The following is a 20359-nucleotide window of genomic DNA, read 5'->3' as shown; positions in this document are numbered from 1 at the left end:
GCGTTTCGGCGTCAGATGCTGCAACCAACTGGCCGCATTGTAGCCCAAACTCTCGCCGATCAAGGTGGTCATGCAGACTTCGAGATTGGTCAGCGCGGCAAACAATGCCGTCCGCACCGGCAGCTTGTGCAGATCGGAAAGAGTGACAAGACCGGCAACAGAATGTCCCTTCACCACCAGACGCGTCTCCACCTGGTCGGCTGTCCGGAGAAACTGCCAAATACTGGCGTCGGCACCGATAAGCATCTCTTCGCTCAGTGGGTAGTAATGCTCCTCCACCGTGGCGTCAGGAGCCGCAACGTCGAAGAAAGGGCGGGCGTCCAGCAAGCCCAGGACCCGCTCGCCATTCATCACCGGCAGGAAGCTGTAGCGCTCCGCATTGCGCTCCTTTACTTCCCGGCAGGTCTCATCCAGTCGGCAGGATAAGAATGGACGCGGGGTCATGATCGTCTCAACCGGCAGCCCCGCATGAACGAGCTGCAGCCCAGCAAGTCCCCTATCGTCGGGAGGGATGTGGACTGAGGTATAGTTCTCTCCAACACCACTCATCCTGCCATCTCCTCCTGGATTTGATCGAGGCGCTTGTCGCCTTCGCCGGTCTGGCCCCAGCGGGTCACGTCGATCTGGCCTGTGACGGCGGCTGTGATGAGGGCCGAGCGGTATTCCCTGAGGCGGTCGATGGAGGCTCCGATTTTCATCTTCAACAAGCGCTCGCTCCGGATGGCTTCTTCACAAGCGACCTGCAGGTCGAGAGGGGCAGCAGGAAGCTTCTCTTTCCCAAGGCGCCAAGTGTTAAGTGGGCGGTTTCGTCCAGCAGAACCGCGCGATGCCTGGTTCAGAATGAAGTCACCATAGTCGCTACGGAGAAGGACCAGCAGATATGCCGAGCGAACACCTTCGCGTCCTCGGTAGACTGGATATCGATGCGATACTACGCAGCCTCTCTCCTCCGGAAAGGCGAGTGCGACAGCGCCCTCCCACGCGAACTGCCCGCTTAGGATTAGATCTCCGTCTTCAACGAAGTAGAAGTCGGAGGCTCCCATGCCTTCCTCGTCAGCCGCAGGCTTGCGGAACAGTCCCCGGCCTCGATTGTAGAGGCCTAGCCTAACAAGCTCATCATGTTGAGCTAGATCGACGGAACGGGATATTCGGTTGGTAAGATGCTCGAACCTTTCCCATTCCTCGCGAGGCAGGTTCAAGGCCTGATCCGCCAGGCCTTTCACCCGCTCCCCCAACAGCTTCACCAGGCGCTGCTTCTTCTCGATCAGCTGGTCGATCCGGGCGGTCTCCTTGTCGAGGACGTCCGCGATGGCTTTCTGCTCTTGAACTGGGACGCGAGGTAGCGGAACTTGAACAAAGTTGGCAAATCGCATCGCTTGGCCGTCTCGTACAAGGTTAGACGTACTCTGGAGGGCTTGGATGTATGATCGCGATTTGAAGAGATACTTGAAAGATCGGTGAACGACATCGCTGGTAGGGCGCACCATTACATACGCGGAGCTGATCTTCCCGGCGGTCTCACTTAGCTCCAAGCCGCCTTGGAAGCTGCGCATGCTGATTACGAAATCACCCCGCTCGACATGTTTCAGAATGTCTTCACCGAGCATCACCTGGACGACTTTGTGTCCATCGCGCTCCATATACTCAGCCTGGCTGATTACACCGTACTTCTGCGACGCGGTTAACTGCTGGTCCCCAGGACGCGCACGTTCCTTCGACTGGCGAAACAATCTGCGGCTTTGAATTACCCCCCAGTGCCCCGGAATTTCTCCCAGCCACCTTACACCGCTATTTTTGCAGTCAGTGTACTTCGGGAAGGTCACGCCGCGACCTCCTTCAAGAGCCCGGCAATCTTCACCTCCAGCGCTTTTAGTTCCTCATCGATCTCTTCCAGCGGTCTCGGCGGGACATACTCGTAGAAATACCGGTTGAAGTTGATCTCATAGCCGACCCGTCCGACCTCGCCATCGCTGGCATCGGTATGGCTTTCGTCCACCCAAGCATCCGGCACGAAGGGTTTCACTTCGCGCTCGACATAAGTCTCCCAAGCCTCGTCCAGAGGCACGAGTTCAGTGTCCCTGAGATCGCTGTCGGCTTCCGGCTGGCCTTTCCTGTCGCGGCAGACATGGGCTGTCTCGTCGCGCTTGCCGAAGGTGGCCAGCACAGCTTTGCGGACGGGAGCGCCGATCTTCACACCATGCGCTTTGAGGTGTTCGTCGAGGTGGGCTTCAAAGTCCACGCGAGCATCAAAGCGGGCATTCCTCGGCAGGCCGGAAACGGCTTTGAACAAAGCCTCGGCATCGGCGTCCTTGAGTTTCTGGATCGCCTTCTCGGCCTTGAGTGCTTCGATGGCCTCGTCCGTCACTTCGAAGGCGAGCTTCAACGGACGCTCCACCCGGATCTCGCGATAGCCGAAGGCTTCTCTCGGGAAGACCTTGGAGGTCTTCTCGTCAGCCGTTTCGAAGCGAGTGTATTGACGCACAATTTCTTCGCGGGCCTCGTCCGTGATCTCGCGCCGCTTGGACCCCAGCGATTTGCGCATGGATTTCCAGAAGCGCTCGCCGGAGGCGTCGATGAGCTGGACCTTGCCACGACGGGCTTGCGCCTTGCGGTTGGAGAGGAGCCAGACATAGGTCTGGATGCCCGTATTGTAGAAAAGGTCCGTCGGCAGGGCGATGATCGCCTCGACCCAGTCATTCTCCAGCATCCAGCGCCGGATTTCACTTTCGCCGGACCCGGCCCCGCCTGTGAAGAGTGGCGAGCCATTCATGACAATCCCGATCCGCGAGCCGGCCTCGTCCTGGCGCATCTTGGAGATCATGTGCTGGAGGAAGAGGAGCTGGCCATCGGAGACACGCGGCGTTCCCGCGCCGAAGCGGCCATCATGGCCCATATCCTTGGCCTCGGCCTCGATGGGTTCCTTGTACTTCTTCCAGTCCACCCCATAGGGCGGGTTGGAGATCATGTAGTGGAACTTGCGGGTGGGATGAGCGTCCTGGGTGAGTGTATTGCCATAGGCGATCTGGTCCGGGTCATGGCCGGTGACCAGCATGTCCGACCGGCAGATGGCGAAGGACTCGCCATTGAGTTCCTGCCCGAAGAGTTCCACGCGCATGTCCGCGTTGATCTCCTTCAAGGCTTCCTCGGTGAGGGCCAGCATGCCGCCCGTGCCGCAAGCCGGGTCATAGACCTGACGGATGACACCCAAGCCCGCGAGCTTGTCCTTGTCCGGTTCGACCAGAAGATCGACGATTAGGCGGATCACCTCGCGCGGGGTGAAGTGTTCACCCGCCGTCTCGTTGGAAATCTCCGAGAAGCGGCGGATCAACTCCTCGAAGAGATAACCCATCTCCAGGTTGGAGACCTTGGACGGGTGAAGGTCGATCTCGGTGAAGCGCTCGAACACCTTCCATAGCAGTTCGGCATCCTTCAGACGCTTGAGCTGGTCCGTGAAAAGGAACTTCTCCAGGAACACATCCTGCACATCGGACGGGAAGCCCTGGAGATAGTCGATCAGGTTGGCATGGAGCTGGCCGGGGTCCTGTTGCTTGAGCTTGGCAAAGGTGAAGCGCGAGGTGTTGTAGACCTTGATATCGCTGCCCACGGCTCCGAGCAGGATCATCCGCTTGGTCTCGTCATCGATATCTTCCGGCAGGTTCGCATGGGCCGAGAGGACAGCCTCCTTGGTCGGCTCCAGGATCGCATCCAGGCGGCGCATCACCACGAAGGGCAGCACCACCTTGCCGTATTCGGACTGCTTGAAATCCCCCCGCAGGAGTTCCGCGATGGACCAGGCGAAGTTCGCCAGGCTCTGCACGTTCGATGACGTGTCACTCATATATCCGCCCCATATGCTCTTGAGGTTGAGTGAAGCCGAAGCGCTCGCTTTGGGCAAGACATGGACACTGCCCCCCGACAAGGCTATGCATGCTATCGGCCCCAGCGTCACCGCTTCGCCATTTCCGACCATCCCGGCAACTAATCCAAGCCATCTCAATTGCGGGTAGATTTGCGGGTACATCTTCTTGGTAACGATAGAAACGGTAATAAAAACAATTTTATAAACACTAACTTCGACGCCTCTCCTGGCACCATTGCTTCAGACATGATGCGATGAATGAACGGACCGCCTGGCGGTCCGTTTTCGTTTGGGCGCACGAAAACGCCCGACTGCGGGGGACCACAGCCGGGCGTCTTTCAACCTGTATGCTTCGTACAGGTTATCTCATCGTGCGCTTACGAGCCGGTCGTGACCGGGATCGAGTGGCGCTGGATATTGAAGCTGCCTGTCTCGCCCGGCTGGAAATAGGCCTGGCAGAGTCCGGCTTCGGTCACCGTGAAAGGGCATTCGAGCCGGGTATGCGCGATGTGAAGCGTCAAAAGCAGCTCTCCACGCGCCGGCACCGCATAAGTGCACAGGCCGCTCACGACATCAGGGACCGAGAAACGGCCATTGTCGCGCGGCTCACGACCGAGCTCACGCATGGCCACGCTATCGCCATTCCCCTGGCTGAGCTGGCAGGACACGTCCCAGGCGCGCGCGCCCGTCATGTCGAGCAGGAAGGCCTCTCCCCGATCGGGGGCCTGCGCCGAGACCGGCGCCATCAAGACAAAACAGGCGGCGATCGACATCGCTCGGCAAGGCGCGGTCATTGTGTTTCGATCCTTCATCCGGCCCCCTCCTGCAGGGAATTCGCGAGATTGTGTGACGCGTGAATATCGCAGCTGCACCGGAAAAAGTAAAGTCCGTATACGGATAGAAAATTGCAGACCCCTCCCGCCCCCGAATCCCGGCCAGACATGCCATCAATCGCGAAATCGACGGAGGGGATGAGGGCGCCAATTCTCCCTCGCGAGGGACTGACGCGCTTGATGGATAACCCGGCGGCGTGCAGGCCTGCCTTGCCGCCTCGACGGGGGAGGGCTAGCGTCGCTCCAAATTCCGGTGCGGCGCGGCAATGATCTTCAATTCCTTCGAATTCCTGTTTCTTTTCCTGCCCGGCGTGCTGCTCACCTATTATCTGGCGCGGCGCTATATCTCGCATTGGACGGCGCTCTCCCTGCTCGCTGCCGCGAGTTTCTTCTTCTATGCCTGGTGGGATGTGTCGCGGGCGCCCTGGCACGAGCTCGATGGCTGGACCGTCGAGAGCCTGATCCGCTCGCTCTGGTTCATCCGCCATGTCCTGCTATTGCTGGGCTCGGTGATCATCAACCACATTGTGGCCCGCCTGATGCGACGCTGGGGCAATCAGCCCCTGCTCGCCATCGGCATCATCTTCAACCTCTCCCTGCTCGGCTTTTTCAAGTATGCCGACTTCCTGGCCAGCAATATCAATGCGCTGACCGGTCTGGACATACCCGAACTGGGCCTGGGCCTGCCGCTGGCGATCTCCTTCTTCTCCTTCCAGCAGATTTCCTATCTGGTTGATGTCGCCCGCCGGAAGACCGAGCCGGGCCGCTTCTTCGCCCACGCGCTTTTCGTGTCCTTCTTTCCGCACATCGTCGCCGGGCCGTTGATCCAGCACCACCAGATCGCCTCGCAGTTCAACGACACGACCCGCAAGGATGATCTCTGGGACAATCTGGGTGTCGGCCTGTCCCTCTTCGCCATCGGCCTGGCCAAGAAAGTGCTCATCGCCGAGAGCATCGAGCCCTACGCCTCCTCGCTATTTGCCATGGCAGAACGCGGCGACACGCCGGGCCTGGTGGCTGCCTGGTTTGGCGCTGTCGCCTATGCGCTGCAGATATTCTTCGATTTCTCCGGCTATTCCGACATGGCGCTCGGCCTGGCGCGGTGCCTGGGTTTCCGCCTGCCCGTCAATTTCAACGGCCCTTACAAATCCGCCTCGGTTGTGGAGTTCTGGCGCCGCTGGCACATCACGCTCAGCCATTTTCTGCGCGACCATCTCTATATCCCGCTGGGCGGCAACCGGCACGGTGAGACCCGCCGCTCGATCAATCTGATGGCGACCATGCTGCTCGGCGGCCTGTGGCATGGAGCGGCCTGGACCTTTGTCATCTGGGGCGGACTGCACGGGCTTGGCCTGACCGTGAACCATTACTGGAACAAGTGGGGACCCAGGGGCTGGTTCGATGGCCATCGTCGCATCATCGCCATCGGCCTGACCTTTACCTTCACCACGATTGCCTGGGTCTTCTTCCGGGCCGAGACCTGGTCCGGCGCCGGCCGCATCCTCGCCGGCATGTTCGGTTTCTCGGGCCTCGGACTGGAAGGCGTTTCGGGCGAGCTCGTCGCCTGGGTCATTTTCGGCCTGACCCTTGTCTGGTCGCTGCCGGACACGCCGGAACTCTTCGCCGATGTGCTTGACGAACAAACGCTCAAGGACGCCCAGATCAAGCCCAGGCCGGGCCTGCGCTGGCGCTTTACACGTCTGGCCGCCATCGGCGCCGCCTTCCTGCTCTTCCTGTCCGTGCTGAATGCCTGGAAGACCTCCGAATTCATCTATTACACCTTCTAGGACCACGCCGAGATGCCCCGCTACGCCGTGACATTGCTGATCGCCCTCTTCGCGGCCCTGGCCGGGTTTTCAGGCTTCAATGCGCTGATCGACCCGTTCAACATCACCGGCTCACCCGACATTCCCGGCCTGACCAGTCGCGATACGCGAATTTATGACGATGGCGGCCGGGTGCATGTCGGCGACGAGCTGGCGCGCGGCGGGGTCCGCGCCATCCTGCTGGGCTCCTCGCGCACGGTGGACGGCTTCCCGCGCGATCCGGCCGACCTGCCCGACGGTTTCATCAATGCCGGCATGCGCGGCACCAATATCTTCGAACTGTCCCAGGCCGCGGCCCTCGCGGCCCAGAGCGGCGATCTCCGCTGTGTGGTGATCGGGCTCGACCTTGATGAATTCGGCACCCACTCCAAAGCCAAATCGACCTATTGGTTGTCAGCCCTGCGCGATGGCAATGCCGATTTCGCCCGTGCCCGGGTCGCCCTTTCACCCAGTACATTCGGCGCCTCCATCCAGCTCCTCGCCGATAATCTCACCGGTTCGGAGCCACGCGTTCCATGGGCCGACACCTATCCGGCCGGAGCCCAGCGGGCGCGTTACGAAAGCGGCGCGCGCGGAATCTACCGCTACTATCTGGGCTATCGCTTCGACCCGGAACGCCTTGCCCTGTTCGAGCGCGTACTCGACCGCCTGACAGCCGAAGGCGTACAGGTGACCGGGTTTATCCATCCCCTGCATGCCTGGCGCGAAGAAGCGATGTTCCGGGCCGGACGCGGCGAGGATTATCTCGCCTTCCGCGTCGCCCTGACCGAGACCTTTGCCCGCCATGCCGACCGCATGCCGTCCCATGCCTGCCAGCCGGGCGGCGCGGCGCAATTGTACGACTTCTCCGGCTTCCGGCCCTTTGCGGCGGTGAATGCTCCCGCCGCCGAGGCCACCGCAGCCCATCCGACATTCTATGAACCGTCGCACTATCTGCCTCATATCGGTGCCGACATGCTCGCCATCATGCGCGGTGAAGCGCCCGCCGATCCGCGCGTGACCGGCGACAGACTGATCCCCGAAACACTGGCCGAAACGGCTTCGGCCATGGAAACACGACGCGCGGCCTGGCTGGCCGGCGCCGATGGCGTGACCGTCTCGGCCCTGCTTGACGCGGTCATCGCCACTGCCCCGTCAGCCGAGGTGGAGACACCGCAATTTCTCAATCGCGACGATGAAACCAGCGTCTCCGACAAGCTGGCGCGCATTGCGCCACGCGCCGCGCGGCGCTAGACGCTGGGACAAACAAGGATGACGCCATGACCGTGCACTACCACAAGGGCGACCTGCCCGCCGAAGTCGATCTGGGACCGCTCGTCGCCGTCGACACCGAAACCCTCGGCCTGTCCCTGACCCGCGACATGCTGTGCGTCGTGCAACTATCGGCCGGCGATGGCGATGCGCATGTCGTGCAGATGGTCCGGCCCGATTATGACTGCCCCAATCTCAAGCGCGTTCTGGCCGACACCAATGTCGAGAAGATCCTGCATTTCGCCCGTTTCGACGTCGCCATGGTGGAAAAATATCTCGGCGTGACGATGGCGCCGATCTTCTGCACCAAGATCGCCTCGAAGCTGGCCCGCACCTATACCGACCGGCACGGCCTGAAGGATGTCACCCGTGAACTCGTCGGGGCCGACATGAACAAGCAGCAGCAATCCTCGGACTGGGGCGCCGTCGAGCTGTCGCAGGCCCAGCTGGATTATGCCGCCTCGGACGTGCTTCACCTGCACAAGCTTCGCGACGCCCTGTCAATGATGCTCGAGCGCGAAGGCCGCCTGGACCTGGCCAAGGCCTGTTTCGACTTCATGACCACGCGTGCCCGGCTTGATCTCGAAGGTTGGCCGGAAATCGACATTTTTGCCCATTCCTGAGTCCAGCCGCCTTGAAAAGGCCCGCAAAGACTGGTCTTTCTGGCGGGCAGGCCTTGCTGGAAGGCCTGATCGGATGTTTGTAGCCCCGTGACCAGCCTGACCGCCTCTTTCGGCCATGACGCCCCGCAATCGATCCCGCATGCCAGCTGGGAGCCGCGGCGCGCGCTTGCCTTGAGCGTGGCTCGTCGGCGCACCACTTTTGTCCGCGGCTTGCGGTTCTTCTTTACGGCGGCGGCGCTGAGCATCGCCGGCATTCTGGTTGTCCAGCTCATCCTGGGATCAGGCGGCGGCGCGGCTCGCGAAGCCGAGGCCGTCAGCACGGATGTCCGCATGACCAATCCGCGCTTTACCGGCCGTGATGAAAATCTCACCCCCTATGCCGTCACCGCCGACGTCGCGATCCGCCGCCGCGATGCGGCCGACGGGGTGACCGAATTGGAGCGTCCGCGGCTCGACTATAATTTCCTCGATGCCGGGGCCGATGTCTCGCAAGTGCTGGCGGAATCGGGACGCTATGATCTGCCCAACCGAATTCTCGACCTGTATTCGGACGTCAACTTCCGAACCCGCGCCGGTTACGCCTTCCAGTCCGACCACGCCCGCATTTTCCTGCGCGAAGAACGTGTCACCGGAGAAGAAGCGGTGGAAGGAACCGGCCCGATGGGTACAATCCGGGCTGACAGTTATGAAATCTCCGATGGCGGCAACCGGATCGTATTCACCGGCAATGTCCGGGCGAGGCTGACCCAGAGCCGAACCATTACCCAGGCGGAGACCCCGTCCGAGGAAGGAAACCAATGATGCGCCTTATTGCGATTGCCCTGCTCGGCCTGATGAGCGCAACCCTCTCGACCGGCAACGCCGCGGCCCAGATCGGCAATTCCGGCCTGCCGCTGGATATCGAGGCGGATACCTTCGAGGTGCTGGACGCCGAACGCCATATCGTCTGGCTGGGCAATGTCCACGTCGTGCAAGGCGATTCGAGCCTGCAGGCAGACCGTATGGATGTTTATTACACCGAAGCGCCCGCCGGTGGCTGGGGCGATATCGATCGCATCGTGGCGACCGATAATGTCTTCTACATCACGCCCGCCCAGCGCGCGCGCGGCGATCGTGGCGTCTACCAGATGAGTGAGGAAGTCATCACTCTGACAGGCGAAGTCGTCATCACGCAGGGCGATAATGTCATCACCACCAACCGGTTTGTGAATGACCTGACCACCGGCAATTCCAATTTCGGCGAAGCCGGAACCGGCGAGCGCGTCCGCATGGTTCTCCAGCCGGCGCGCGACGCGAATGAGACGGAAACAAGCGAAGACGCTCCGGAGGGCTGATTTCCAGCCTCTGGCACAAGGACACTGACCTCCATGGCGCTATCCGAACCCACGCCTGTCGCCGAGACCGAAACGGCGGGCGGCCTTGTTGTCGAACAGATCGGCAAGGCCTACCGCAAACGTCCGGTCGTGAAGGGCGTATCCGTGTCGCTGCAGCGCGGCGAGGTGGCCGGCCTGCTGGGACCCAACGGGGCCGGCAAGACGACCTGCTTCTACATGATCACCGGCCTGGTCCAGGCTGACTATGGCCGCATCCTGCTGGATGGCGAGGATATCACCCGCCTGCCCATGTATCAGCGCGCCCGACTTGGCATCGGCTACCTGCCGCAGGAAAAGTCCATTTTCCACGGCATGACCGTCGAGCAGAATGTGCTGGCTGTAGCGGAAGTGGTCGAGAAGGACCGCGATGCGCGTCACGCCCTGGTAGACCAGCTGCTCGAGGAATTGCGGATTTCGCATCTGCGCAAGGCTCCGGCTCCATCGCTGTCAGGCGGCGAGAGGCGGCGCATGGAAATCGCCCGGGCATTGGCGACTCGGCCCTCTTTTATGCTGCTCGACGAGCCGTTTGCCGGCATTGATCCGCTGGCCATCACAGATATTCGCGACTTGATCCGCTTCCTGAAAGAACGCGGGATCGGGATCCTGATTACCGACCATAATGTCCGCGAAACCCTTGAAATCACTGACAGAGCCACGATCATTCACGAGGGCGAGGTTCTGTTTGAAGGCTCGCCGGCAGAGATTCGGGCCGACCCTGACGTGCGCCGCGTTTATCTCGGGGAAAGTTTTGGCTGATTAACCTCTGCAGGAAACGTACCAAACAGAGGTTCATATGGCCGGATTGATGCAGAAGCTGGATATGCGCCAGGGACAATCCCTGGTGATGACGCCCCAGCTCCAACAAGCCATCAAGCTGTTGCAGCTCTCGAATATCGAGCTTGCCGAGTTCGTCGAAGGCGAGCTGGAAAGCAACCCGTTGCTCGAGCGTGACGACAGGGGTGATTCGTCCGAATCACTTCGCGAAGAGGGTCAGGGCGAGCCGCGCGAGCTGGAACTCGCCGCACCCTCTGCCGACGCCAATGATTCAATGGACGCCGATGCCGACATGATGCACGGCGATGATTCCAAGTCTGACCTGTCGGGTGTTGAGGGTGTGGAAGGCGGCGCCGCCATGGGTGCGAGCTCGAGCTCGACCTATTCGTCCGGCACTGGGGCGCGTGGTCCCGCCAGTGAGGATTACGACGCCATCGCCAATTCGTCCCGCGACATCTCGCTGGCCGAACATCTGCACGAACAGCTTTCCATGGTCACTGGCGATCCCGTTGACCGCCTGATCGGCGCTCACTTGATCGATCTGGCCGATGATGACGGCTATATGCGCTCGGATCTCGACGAGATCGCGCAGCAATTGGGCGTCGAACGGGCTCGCGTGGAAGCGGTCCTGTCGATGACCCAGACTTTTGACCCGGCCGGTGTCATGGCGCGCGACCTGCCGGAATGCCTGGCCCTGCAGCTCAAGGACAAGAACCGGCTCGATCCCGCCATGGCCGCTCTGATCGACAATCTCGAGCGCCTGGCCAAGCATGATTACCCGGCCCTGAAATCCCTGTGCGGCGTCGATAATGATGATCTCGACGAAATGATCGCGGAAATCCGCAATCTGACGCCCAAGCCCGGACATGCCTTCGGCAGTGATTCGACCCGTGCGGTTTCCCCAGATGTCTTCATTCGCCAATCGCCGGACGGCAGCTGGCAGGTCGAGCTGAATTCCGAAACCCTGCCGCGCGTGCTGGTGAATAACAGCTATTTCAACGAAATCTCTGCGGTTGCGAAATCCGAAACCGACAAGACTTTCATCACGGAATGCTCCCAGAACGCCTCCTGGCTGGTCAAAAGCCTCGACCAGCGCGCCCGGACCATTCTCAAGGTCGCCAGCGAAATCGTGCGCCAGCAGGACATGTTCCTGGCCCATGGCGTCGCCTATTTGCGCCCGCTGAACCTGAAAACCGTCGCCGACGCGATCGGCATGCACGAGTCCACCGTGAGCCGGGTGACCTCGAACAAGTATGTCGCCACACCGCGCGGCATGTTCGAACTGAAATATTTCTTCACCTCGGCCATTCCGTCCGCCGGCGGCGGGGAAGCCCACTCCGCCGAGGCTGTCCGGCACCGGATCAAGACGATGATCGGTCAGGAATCCGCAAGCGATGTGCTGTCGGATGACAGTCTCGTCGAACAATTGCGTGATGAAGGGATTGAAATAGCCCGCCGGACTGTGGCCAAATACCGGGAGGCGCTCAACATCCCCTCCTCGGTCCAGCGCCGTCGTATGCTGAAACGTGCTGGCTAGGGATCGCTTGTTGGAGCGCCCCGGTGGAAACCCTCCGCCGAATACGCGGTCCGTTGGCATCTGGAGAACAGTCATTGACTCCCCCTGCGGCCCGCGACTAGGTTCCGCCCGCTTTCCGAGAAGAGGCGGAACTGCACGTCAACGCCTCACGTGCCGGTGAATGGCCGGCGGGAAGGAGCGCATGCATATACAAGTGGTCAGCAAAGGCATCGACGTCAGCGGCGCGCTGCGAGAACAGATCCTCGGGCGCGTGCAAGACGGCGTAGCCAAATACTTCAACCGTCCCGGTGAAGCTTATGTATCGATATCACGCGAGGGCATCGGCTTTCGCGTGGACTGTTCGGTGCATTTGCCATCGGGAGTGATGCTGCAGGCTCACGGCCAAGCCGGTGACGCCTACAAGGCAGCGGAAGAAACCATGGAGCGCCTGGAGAAGCGCCTCCGCCGCTACAAGCGGAAACTGAAGAACCACCATCACGACAACAAGGCCGAGCTTCCGGCCGAAAGTCTTCCCATTGTCGTTCTCAAGGGCATGCGCGACAGCCATGCTGATGATGATGACCTTGATGAGGACGACACCAGTGGTGCACCGCTCAATGGTGCGCCTGAACCGATCGTCATCGCGGAGCAGGCCGGAGAAGTCCGGACCCTGACCGTGGGCATGGCCTCGCTGGAACTGGATGCGGCGGATTCGCCCTTCCTGATGTTTCGCAATGCAGCCCATGGCGGTCTCAACATCGTCTACCGGCGACCGGACGGCCATATCGGATGGCTCAACCCGGCGCGGGAAGATCGCTCAGAGCCAGCCTAGAAGCGAGCAGTCGTAAAATGGCGTTATCAGACTTGATCCCCAATGCGGGAGTCAGCATCGATTTGGGCGCGTCCAGCCGGAAACAGGCCCTCCAGGCCATGTCTGAACTGGCCGCCGATCTGACCGGGCAAGCCGCCCGCACGATATACGATGCCGTCCTCCAGCGGGAACGCCTCGGCTCGACCGGAGTCGGACAGGGCGTCGCCATCCCCCATGCTCGCCTGAGCGGCATGGATGAGGTGGTTGGCGTCTTCGCCCGACTCCGTACGCCGGTTGATTTCGAGTCGATCGACGGACGCCCGGCCGATCTGGTTTTCATGTTGCTTGCACCTGAAAACGCCGGCGCCGAACACCTCAAGGCGCTGGCCCGGGTTTCACGCCTGCTGCGCCGCGAAGATGTGCGCCAGAGACTGCGCGCGGCCCCCAATTCCGACGCCGTCCACGCTGTCCTGGCCGGCGAGCCGGCCTCCGACGCGGCCTGACCGGACCACTCCCCGGCCGTCACATCCTCGCCTTCAGCCTGAACAATTTGCTCATGCAGCGTTCAGCCGGACCGTGATGTTCTGACGATCCTTATTGTCAGGAGTCCGGACATGCTGCGTGTCTGTCTTTTGGCTGGGCTGGTTGCCTTTTCCGGCACCGACAGCCTGGCCTGGAGCCAATCCCAAACACCGCCCCCCAGCTTGCGGGAACTCGCCGAGAGCGGCGATCCTGAAGCGGCGTTTGATTATGGCTATGATCTCACCTTCCCGGAAAGCGGCGAACCGGACACCGTCACCGGTCGGTACTGGCTCATACAGGCCGCCAATGAGGGCTACGCCCCCGCCAATGCCATTCTGGGCGTGATCTATCGCGACGGCTTCGGCGTCGACCCTGACATCGACCGGGCCCGCGCTTTCCTCGAGCTGGCCTGGTCGGCACAGGATGCCATTGCCGGGCACGAACTGGCCGAACTGCTTCTCTATGACTTCCCGGATGAACGCGCCGCCGCGATCGAGATCCTCGAAAACCTTCTGGGCGATGTCGATATCGGCCCGGTCGCCAGCCTCACCCTGGCGGAGAGCCTGATGTTTGAGGGTTCTACGGAAACCGAATTCGCCCGTGCGGTCACGCTGGCTCGCGACGCTCTGGACCGCGACCCGGACGTTGCACGCGCGCACTATATCCTCGGGATCGGCGCCGCCGAAGGCTATGCCGGCCCGATTGACCAGGCCGGGGCACGACGCGCCTGGAACGCCGGGGCGGACGCGTCCGACAGTCTCGCCCTGATTGCCCTGGCCGAGACCTGGCTTGACGACGGGTGGGGCATCCCCGACCCGGTCCAGGCCTATTTTCTCTACACAGTGGCGGCCGACCTCGGCGACAGCGATGCTGCCGACGCCGCCGAGACCCTTGGCAGAACGCTTGACGCGGACGGTCGGGCTGATGCCGAGGGCCGCCGTGCCGCGTGGGAACGCCGGCTGGGCTGGACCGCCTTGCCCGACTAGGCCGGATTGACGCTCTCGCACGCTGTGGTGATAGTCAGGCAAATCACAGCCGGGAGATAGCATGTTCCACCCCGTCCGCACCGCCACCGCGAGTGCCGGTCTCGCAATCCTGACCTGCCTTCTGCCCCCCGTGGCCGGCGCACAGGGCACACAGGACGCTGCGCAGGCCGTAGCACCGGCAGAAGCGCCAAACGCCGAAGACGCTTACAGCGCCATTATCAGCGACTATCAGGCGCTGTTGGAGCAGGATCCGGTCGCCCCGGAGGCGGCGGCCCGAATCCGCGGGCGCACGGCGGTACTTGCCGATACCGGATACGGGCCCGCCCTGAACCTGCTTGCGGTCATGACCGAGGATGGTTTGGCCCAGCCAGCCAATCCTGAAGCCGCTTACGCGCTGTTCCGGCTGGCGGCGCAAACAGGCAGTGTCGATGCCCGACTGAACATGGCGCTCCGCGATCTGTGGAGCCTTGATCCTGCCCGTGTGAGCGAGGGCCGCTCAACACTCGAAGACCTGGTGGTCCAACCGGACCTGCCGGACGGGTTTGGCGCCATCCTGACCGGCTATCGAGGCTGGGCCGATATGCACCGGCCCGATCTGGACACACCGCCCGACCCTGAAACCACGCGGGCGCGCCTCGAAACCGGCCTCGCCGCCGATCCGGACAATGGCTGGTTCAACTGGGCGATGGCGGACTGGTTGAGCGACACGCCGGCCGGGCTCCAGGATCGTGCCGCCATACTCGACCACTACCAGCGCGCGGCGCTGTCGGGCCAGGGACGACCGGCGTGGATTGCCGGCATGATGCACCTCAATGGCGACGGCACGCCGCAGGACGCGCAGGAGGCCTTTCGCTGGATCAATCTCGCAGCGATCGCCGGATTGGATGACGGCGTGATCTCGCTGGCGGTCATGCACGCTGTCGGACAGGGCACGCCGGTTGATGCCGAACGCGCCCGTGCGCTCTATACCGAAGTCGCCCGCCGCGGAAACGCGCATGCGCTTCGAGGCCTCGGCTTCATGCTGATCCATGGCGAAGGTGGCCCGGCCGATCCGCCCTATGGCGTCGCGCTGGCACAGTTGGCAGCGGAGTCCGGCGATGAGCTGGCCATCCAGCTGCTTGACCAATTGCGCCCGCACATCCCGGATGAACCCTCATGGCATGATCAGGTTTCCGGTGCCCGGGCCGGATTCCTGCGCGAAACCGGTCTGAGTCCTGACGCGCTCTATGGCGCCCAGACAGAGACCTCCGCAGCCCCGGTCTTCATGAGCGATCCCGGTCAGACTGCCGCACGCACCGAATAAGAAAAAACCCCGCCGGGACCCGGCGGGGTTTGATCTTGGTGGAGCCAGACGGAATCGAACCGACGACCTCTTGCATGCCATGCAAGCGCTCTCCCAACTGAGCTATGGCCCCGAAACTCGGGTCACCGTGGGCGTTTGGGAACATGCCCTCGGCGAGAGGCGCGGAACCTAGTCCCGGTTTTCACCGGGATCAAGCCTCTTTTGCGCGGCAAATGCAGCGCCTCTGCGAAGGCCTAGAGATCCTCGTCTTTCTCGATGTTGAAGTCGCCGAGATCGTCATCATCCTCATCATCGATCAGGACGCCCGTTTCATCGTCATCATCATCATCGTCATCATCAACGCGATCTTCGCTGAACCCGTCCGGCAGGTCGTCGCTCAGGCCTGATGCGTCGTCATCATCATCGTCATCATCCGAGCTGGACAAGGCCGCTTCCGAGTCGACTTCCGGCGTATCATCCGTCTCGTCGCCATAGCCGTCATCCTCTTCGGTCGAGGCCGGCTTCTTCGGCGCCTCTTCCTCGTCGTCAGCCTCGAGTTTGGCCTTCAGACGCGGGTCTTCGCGCTCCGGGTCGAACTCGGTCTCACACTTCGGACATCGGGCCGGACGGCGACCGAGATCGTAGAATTTCGCGCTGCAGCTGGGGCACGCGCGCTTGCTTCCCAATTCAGGCTTGGCCATGGCATCCCTACATAACCAGTTTTCATTTTCGGCGGGACCCGTTGCCACGATCACCGCGCTCTGTCAAAACCTCATCGCCGTATGTCACCTCAAACCTTGCCAATCCGTTGATGACCCCATCCTTGATGCGCCGTGAAGGCGCCATGCGAGCTCTGCCCGCATCCGCCCTGTCCGGTTCCATCAAGGCCCCGGGAGACAAGTCGATTTCCCATCGCGCCTTCATTCTCGGTGGGCTCGCGAACGGCGTGACCGAGGTCAGCGGCCTGCTGGAAAGTGACGATGTCATAAATTCCGGGAAAGCTGCAGCTGCCCTTGGCGCGACGGTCGAACATCTCGGACCGGGGCAGTGGCGGATCACCGGAACCGGTGGCCGATTCTCCAATCCGGAGGCGCCGCTCGACTTCGGCAATGCCGGAACCGGAGTGCGTCTGATGATGGGCGCCGTGGCGGGCACCGGCGCCAGTGCGGATTTTGTCGGCGATGAAAGCCTCTCCTCGCGACCGATGCGGCGGGTCACCGATCCGCTCGGTGAAATGGGCGCGCGCTTCACGACCACGGATGGCCGCCTGCCCGCGCATCTGGAAGCGGGACCCCTCACCGGCATTGCATACACGCCACCGATCGCCTCGGCCCAGGTGAAGTCGGCAGTCCTGCTCGCCGCGCTTGGCGCCAACGGCACCACGGTTGTGCACGAGCCCCAGATCACCCGCGATCATACCGAGACCATGCTGAAAGCCTTCGGTGTGTCCCTGTCGGTCAAACGCGATGGCCCGTCGGCGACCATAACCCTTGCCGGCCCGCAGACCCTGACCGCCTGCCCGGTTGACGTTCCGGGCGATCCCTCCTCCTCGGCCTTCGCCATGGTCGCGGCGCTGATCGTCCCCGGATCGGACATCACCCTCACCGGCGTCATGGACAATCCGGCCCGTACCGGGCTGATCGACACGCTCCGGGAAATGGGGGCCGATATCACCCTGACACCGGGCCCGGAAATGGCTGGCGAGAAGACGATGCATATCCGCGTGCGCCACACGCAGCTGCGCGGCATCACCGTCCCGGCCGAACGCGCGCCGTCCATGATCGATGAATACCCGGTTCTGTGCGTTGCCGCGGCCTATGCCGAAGGTGTCACCCACATGCCGGGCCTGGAGGAATTGCGGGCCAAGGAAAGCGACCGGCTGGCCGGCAGCGCCGCCCTGCTGCGCGCCAATGGCGTCCCGGTCGAGGAGGGCGTGGACAGTCTTGTCGTCACAGGAATGGGTGTTGGCGGCGTCCCCGGTGGCGGCGAGACCCTGACCCATCATGATCACCGGCTTGCCATGAGCGGCCTCGTCATCGGGCTTGGCGCCGTCTCGGCCGCGCGGGTGGATGACATCGCCATGATCGCCACGTCCTATCCGGACTTCTTCGACGACATCGCCGCCCTCGGCGGGGTATTGGAGCCGCTGCCATGATCATCGCGGTCGACGGCCCCCTGGCGTCCGGCAAGGGTACGATTGCCCGGGCCCTGGCGGCGCATTTCGACCTGCCCTATCTCGATACCGGCTCTCTCTACCGGGCCACGGGCGTCGCGGTTCTCGATGCCGGCATCGACCCGACCGACGCAGCCGCCTGCGCCCGCGCGGCGCGGACGCTGGACCTGACCGGAATAGACGAGACCCGTATCCGCACTGCAGAGGCCGGCGCCATGGCCTCGCGCGTTGCGGCCCTGCCAGCCGTTCGAAAGGCGCTCTACGAGCTTCAGCGCGACTTCGCGACCCAGCCGGGGGGCGCCATCCTCGACGGCCGCGATATCGGCACGGTCATCTGTCCCGATGCGGATGTGAAGCTCTACATCACCGCCGCCACCGAAACCCGTGCGCGGCGGCGCTGGTCGGAATTGGCGGCACGCGGCGAAACGATCACCTATGAGGATATGCTCGCCCAGACCCGGGAACGAGACCTCCGCGATGCCGAACGTGCCGACGCGCCCATGCGTCCGGCCGAAGACGCGACCTTGCTAGACACGTCATCCTTGAGTATAGACGCGGCCGTTACCGACGCTGTCGCGATTGTGGAAAAACGCCAAAAGGCGTGATCCTGTCGACAGCAAGGTGGCAGATAGCCGGGCGTTCAGACGACGGATTGCCGTGACCGAATTGCGTCGCGGACCCGTTTCGGCCGCCCACATTGTTTTAATTCCAACCGGCCGAACCCGGCCAAGCGGCGAGACGCATAGAAAATCCGGATCTCGCTGCCTCGGAGCAACCCTTTAACATGTCTACAGAAACTCTTACCCCGTCGACTGATGATTTCGCCGCCATGCTGGAAGCCAGCCTGGCCGGACGCGATCTGGCTGAAGGCCAGGTCATCAAAGGCACCGTTACCGCTGTCGAAAATGGCGATGTCGTTGTCGATGTTGGCCTCAAGACCGAAGGTCGCATCCCGCTTCGCGAATTCACCGGCCCGGGCTCTGACGCCCCGAAAGTCGGCGACGATGTCGAAGTTTATCTCGAGCGTATCGAAAACGCCCTCGGCGACGCCATCCTCTCGCGCGACAAGGCTCGCCGCGAAGAGAGCTGGGACCGCCTCGAGAAGTCCTTCGACAAGAAAGAGCCGGTCAACGGCGCTATCGTTGGCCGCGTCAAGGGTGGCTTCACTGTGGATCTGGGTGGCGCTTCCGCCTTCCTGCCGGGCTCCCAGGTTGATATCCGTCCGGTCCGCGATGTCGGCCCGCTGATGAACCAGGAACAGCCGTTCGCGATCCTGAAAATGGACCGTCCGCGCGGCAATATCGTGGTCTCGCGCCGCGCCGTTCTGGAAGAAAGCCGTGCCGAGCAGCGCGCTGAACTCGTCGGCCAGCTGGCCGAGGGCGAAGCCCGTGACGGCGTCGTCAAGAACATCACCGATTACGGTGCATTCGTTGACCTCGGCGGCATTGACGGCCTGCTGCACGTCACTGACATGTCGTGGAGCCGTGTCGGCCACCCGTCTGAAGTGGTGGAAGTCGGCCAGACGGTCAAAGTCCAGATCATCAAGATCAACAAGGAAACCCAGCGCATCTCGCTCGGCATGAAGCAACTCATGTCCGATCCGTGGGAAGGCGTTGCCGCGAAATACCCGGTGGGTGCCACCTTCGAAGGTCGCGTCACCAATATCGCGGAATACGGTGCTTTCGTTGAACTGGAAGAGGGCGTTGAAGGCCTCGTCCACGTTTCCGAAATGTCCTGGACCAAGAAGAACGTCCACCCGGGCAAGATCCTGTCGACCTCCCAGGAAGTCCAGGTCATGGTCCTCGATGTCGACGCCGACAAGCGCCGCATCTCCCTGGGCGTCAAGCAGACCCAGCGCAATCCGTGGGAAGTGTTCGCCGAGAACTATCCGTCCGGTACCGCCATCAAGGGCGAGATCAAGAACATCACCGAATTCGGTCTGTTCGTTGGCCTCGACGGCGACATCGACGGCATGGTCCACCTCTCCGACATCTCCTGGGATCAGTCGGGCGAGCAGGCCATCGAAGCCTTCAAGAAGGGCGACATGGTCGACGCGAAAGTCCTCGATGTGGACGTCGAGAAGGAACGCGTTTCCCTCGGCATCAAGCAGCTGGCCGGTGACCCGATGGATAGCTCCGGCGTCGGCCGTGGCGACACTGTCACCTGCACCGTCACCGAAGTGACCTCGGGTGGTATCGAAGTCGCCTTCGGCGATGACAGCCCGGTCAAGGCCTTCATCCGCAAGTCCGACCTCTCCCGCGATCGCGGCGAGCAGCGTCCGGAACGCTTTGCCGTCGGTGACAAGGTTGATGCCCGCATCACCAATATCGACAAGGCCACGCGTCGCATCTCGCTCTCCATCAAGGCGCTCGAGATCTCCGAAGAGCGTGAAGCGGTCGAGCAGTATGGTTCCTCGGATGCCGGCGCTTCGCTGGGTGACATCCTCGGCGCCGCAATGCGCGAGAACACCGAAAACAAGGACGACTGATCCAGCGTCTTTCCCGCAAGGGACATGAAGAACGGCCGGGGC

The 20359-nt window shown here is 62.3% G+C and carries 18 protein-coding genes, 1 tRNA gene and 1 pseudogene; 14 read left to right on the top strand and 6 right to left on the bottom strand.

The window, feature by feature from the left end; all coding sequences use genetic code 11:
• The 4 genes and pseudogenes from QZ266_RS00675 to QZ266_RS00660 form a co-directional block, all read right to left on the bottom strand.
• Positions 1-549: pseudogene (locus QZ266_RS00675) on the bottom strand (CBS domain-containing protein); the annotation flags it as partial.
• Positions 546-1823 carry a hypothetical protein gene (locus QZ266_RS00670; RefSeq protein WP_295690666.1) on the bottom strand — a complete coding sequence of 426 codons (1278 nt, stop codon included), beginning with the start codon at positions 1821-1823 and terminating at the stop codon, positions 546-548. The pseudogene QZ266_RS00675 and the gene QZ266_RS00670, both read right to left, overlap by 4 nt.
• Positions 1820-3838: a class I SAM-dependent DNA methyltransferase gene (locus QZ266_RS00665; RefSeq protein WP_295690664.1), complete on the bottom strand. Its 2019-nt coding sequence runs from the start codon at positions 3836-3838 to the stop codon at positions 1820-1822. The genes QZ266_RS00670 and QZ266_RS00665 overlap by 4 nt, the downstream gene beginning before the upstream one ends.
• Before the next feature lie 398 nt (positions 3839-4236).
• Positions 4237-4671 carry a hypothetical protein gene (locus QZ266_RS00660; protein ID WP_295690661.1) on the bottom strand — a complete coding sequence of 145 codons (435 nt, stop codon included), beginning with the start codon at positions 4669-4671 and terminating at the stop codon, positions 4237-4239.
• Between the two features lie 287 nt (positions 4672-4958).
• Between QZ266_RS00660 and QZ266_RS00655 the strand changes: the two genes are divergently transcribed.
• The 11 genes from QZ266_RS00655 (at position 4959) to QZ266_RS00605 (ending at position 15677) form a co-directional block, all read left to right on the top strand.
• On the top strand, positions 4959-6479 hold the full coding sequence (locus QZ266_RS00655) for an MBOAT family O-acyltransferase (RefSeq protein ID WP_295690658.1): 1521 nt from the start codon (positions 4959-4961) through the stop codon (positions 6477-6479).
• Between the two features lie 12 nt (positions 6480-6491).
• Entirely contained in the window at positions 6492-7751 is a 1260-nt protein-coding gene (locus QZ266_RS00650; protein ID WP_295690656.1) for a hypothetical protein, read from the top strand.
• Between the two features lie 26 nt (positions 7752-7777).
• Positions 7778-8392 carry a ribonuclease D gene (locus QZ266_RS00645; RefSeq protein ID WP_295690655.1) on the top strand — a complete coding sequence of 205 codons (615 nt, stop codon included), beginning with the start codon at positions 7778-7780 and terminating at the stop codon, positions 8390-8392.
• Between the two features lie 87 nt (positions 8393-8479).
• The gene (lptC, locus tag QZ266_RS00640; protein ID WP_295690653.1) at positions 8480-9193 is read left to right on the top strand and encodes an LPS export ABC transporter periplasmic protein LptC; all 714 of its coding nucleotides are present in this window, start codon (positions 8480-8482) and stop codon (positions 9191-9193) included.
• A complete protein-coding gene (locus QZ266_RS00635; protein WP_295690650.1) occupies positions 9190-9726 on the top strand; it encodes an LptA/OstA family protein in 537 nt (178 codons plus the stop codon). The genes lptC and QZ266_RS00635 overlap by 4 nt, the downstream gene beginning before the upstream one ends.
• Positions 9727-9759: 33 nt before the next feature.
• The gene (gene lptB, locus QZ266_RS00630) at positions 9760-10521 is read left to right on the top strand and encodes an LPS export ABC transporter ATP-binding protein (RefSeq protein ID WP_295690647.1); all 762 of its coding nucleotides are present in this window, start codon (positions 9760-9762) and stop codon (positions 10519-10521) included.
• Positions 10522-10558: 37 nt separating this feature from the next.
• Positions 10559-12076, top strand: a complete 1518-nt coding sequence (gene rpoN, locus QZ266_RS00625) for an RNA polymerase factor sigma-54 (RefSeq protein WP_295690644.1) — start codon at positions 10559-10561, stop codon at positions 12074-12076.
• A 160-nt stretch (positions 12077-12236) separates the two neighbouring features.
• Positions 12237-12887 carry a ribosome-associated translation inhibitor RaiA gene (gene raiA, locus QZ266_RS00620; RefSeq protein WP_295690643.1) on the top strand — a complete coding sequence of 217 codons (651 nt, stop codon included), beginning with the start codon at positions 12237-12239 and terminating at the stop codon, positions 12885-12887.
• A 17-nt stretch (positions 12888-12904) separates the two neighbouring features.
• Positions 12905-13369, top strand: coding sequence for a PTS IIA-like nitrogen regulatory protein PtsN (ptsN, locus tag QZ266_RS00615; protein ID WP_295690642.1), 465 nt, complete (start codon positions 12905-12907; stop codon positions 13367-13369).
• A gap of 111 nt (positions 13370-13480) precedes the next feature.
• On the top strand, positions 13481-14374 hold the full coding sequence (locus QZ266_RS00610) for a hypothetical protein (protein WP_295690641.1): 894 nt from the start codon (positions 13481-13483) through the stop codon (positions 14372-14374).
• Positions 14375-14435: 61 nt separating this feature from the next.
• Positions 14436-15677 (top strand): tetratricopeptide repeat protein, encoded by a 1242-nt coding sequence (locus tag QZ266_RS00605; protein ID WP_295690639.1) that lies wholly within the window; start codon positions 14436-14438, stop codon positions 15675-15677.
• Positions 15678-15713: 36 nt separating this feature from the next.
• Here QZ266_RS00605 and QZ266_RS00600 read toward each other — a convergent pair.
• Positions 15714-15789: transfer RNA gene (locus QZ266_RS00600), tRNA-Ala, on the bottom strand.
• Positions 15790-15910: 121 nt separating this feature from the next.
• Positions 15911-16357: a TIGR02300 family protein gene (locus QZ266_RS00595; RefSeq protein WP_295690638.1), complete on the bottom strand. Its 447-nt coding sequence runs from the start codon at positions 16355-16357 to the stop codon at positions 15911-15913.
• A 143-nt stretch (positions 16358-16500) separates the two neighbouring features.
• On the opposite strand from QZ266_RS00595, the gene aroA reads away from it, so the two are divergent.
• The 3 genes from aroA to rpsA all read left to right on the top strand — a co-directional run bounded on the left by aroA (position 16501) and on the right by rpsA (position 20317).
• Positions 16501-17811, top strand: coding sequence for a 3-phosphoshikimate 1-carboxyvinyltransferase (aroA, locus tag QZ266_RS00590; RefSeq protein WP_295690637.1), 1311 nt, complete (start codon positions 16501-16503; stop codon positions 17809-17811).
• On the top strand, positions 17808-18434 hold the full coding sequence (gene cmk / locus QZ266_RS00585) for a (d)CMP kinase (protein ID WP_295690635.1): 627 nt from the start codon (positions 17808-17810) through the stop codon (positions 18432-18434). Before aroA ends, cmk begins: the two co-directional genes overlap by 4 nt.
• 137 nt (positions 18435-18571) lie before the next feature.
• Positions 18572-20317 (top strand): 30S ribosomal protein S1, encoded by a 1746-nt coding sequence (gene rpsA, locus QZ266_RS00580; protein ID WP_295690674.1) that lies wholly within the window; start codon positions 18572-18574, stop codon positions 20315-20317.
• The last annotated feature ends 42 nt before the right edge of the window (positions 20318-20359 follow it).

Origin of the sequence: uncultured Maricaulis sp. (genome assembly GCF_905480005.1) — a bacterium.
Lineage (GTDB): Bacteria > Pseudomonadota > Alphaproteobacteria > Caulobacterales > Maricaulaceae > Maricaulis.
The sequence above is the reverse complement of the archived record's forward strand: the minus strand, read 5'-3'. Positions and strand labels throughout refer to the sequence as shown.

Bases quoted from the DNA above. Each gene is read 5' to 3' on its own strand.
- QZ266_RS00655 (WP_295690658.1), top strand. From the start codon at position 4,959: ATGATCTTCAATTCCTTCGAATTCCTGTTTCTTTTCCTGCCCGGCGTG.
- QZ266_RS00650 (WP_295690656.1), top strand. From the start codon at position 6,492: ATGCCCCGCTACGCCGTGACATTGCTGATCGCCCTCTTCGCGGCCCTG.
- QZ266_RS00635 (WP_295690650.1), top strand. From the start codon at position 9,190: ATGATGCGCCTTATTGCGATTGCCCTGCTCGGCCTGATGAGCGCAACC.
- QZ266_RS00595 (WP_295690638.1), bottom strand. From the start codon at position 16,357: ATGGCCAAGCCTGAATTGGGAAGCAAGCGCGCGTGCCCCAGCTGCAGC.
- QZ266_RS00665 (WP_295690664.1), bottom strand. From the start codon at position 3,838: ATGAGTGACACGTCATCGAACGTGCAGAGCCTGGCGAACTTCGCCTGG.
- QZ266_RS00645 (WP_295690655.1), top strand. From the start codon at position 7,778: ATGACCGTGCACTACCACAAGGGCGACCTGCCCGCCGAAGTCGATCTG.
- rpoN (WP_295690644.1), top strand. From the start codon at position 10,559: ATGGCCGGATTGATGCAGAAGCTGGATATGCGCCAGGGACAATCCCTG.
- aroA (WP_295690637.1), top strand. From the start codon at position 16,501: ATGCGAGCTCTGCCCGCATCCGCCCTGTCCGGTTCCATCAAGGCCCCG.
- QZ266_RS00660 (WP_295690661.1), bottom strand. From the start codon at position 4,671: ATGAAGGATCGAAACACAATGACCGCGCCTTGCCGAGCGATGTCGATC.
- QZ266_RS00605 (WP_295690639.1), top strand. From the start codon at position 14,436: ATGTTCCACCCCGTCCGCACCGCCACCGCGAGTGCCGGTCTCGCAATC.
- ptsN (WP_295690642.1), top strand. From the start codon at position 12,905: ATGGCGTTATCAGACTTGATCCCCAATGCGGGAGTCAGCATCGATTTG.
- raiA (WP_295690643.1), top strand. From the start codon at position 12,237: ATGGCCGGCGGGAAGGAGCGCATGCATATACAAGTGGTCAGCAAAGGC.
- QZ266_RS00610 (WP_295690641.1), top strand. From the start codon at position 13,481: ATGCTGCGTGTCTGTCTTTTGGCTGGGCTGGTTGCCTTTTCCGGCACC.
- cmk (WP_295690635.1), top strand. From the start codon at position 17,808: ATGATCATCGCGGTCGACGGCCCCCTGGCGTCCGGCAAGGGTACGATT.
- lptB (WP_295690647.1), top strand. From the start codon at position 9,760: ATGGCGCTATCCGAACCCACGCCTGTCGCCGAGACCGAAACGGCGGGC.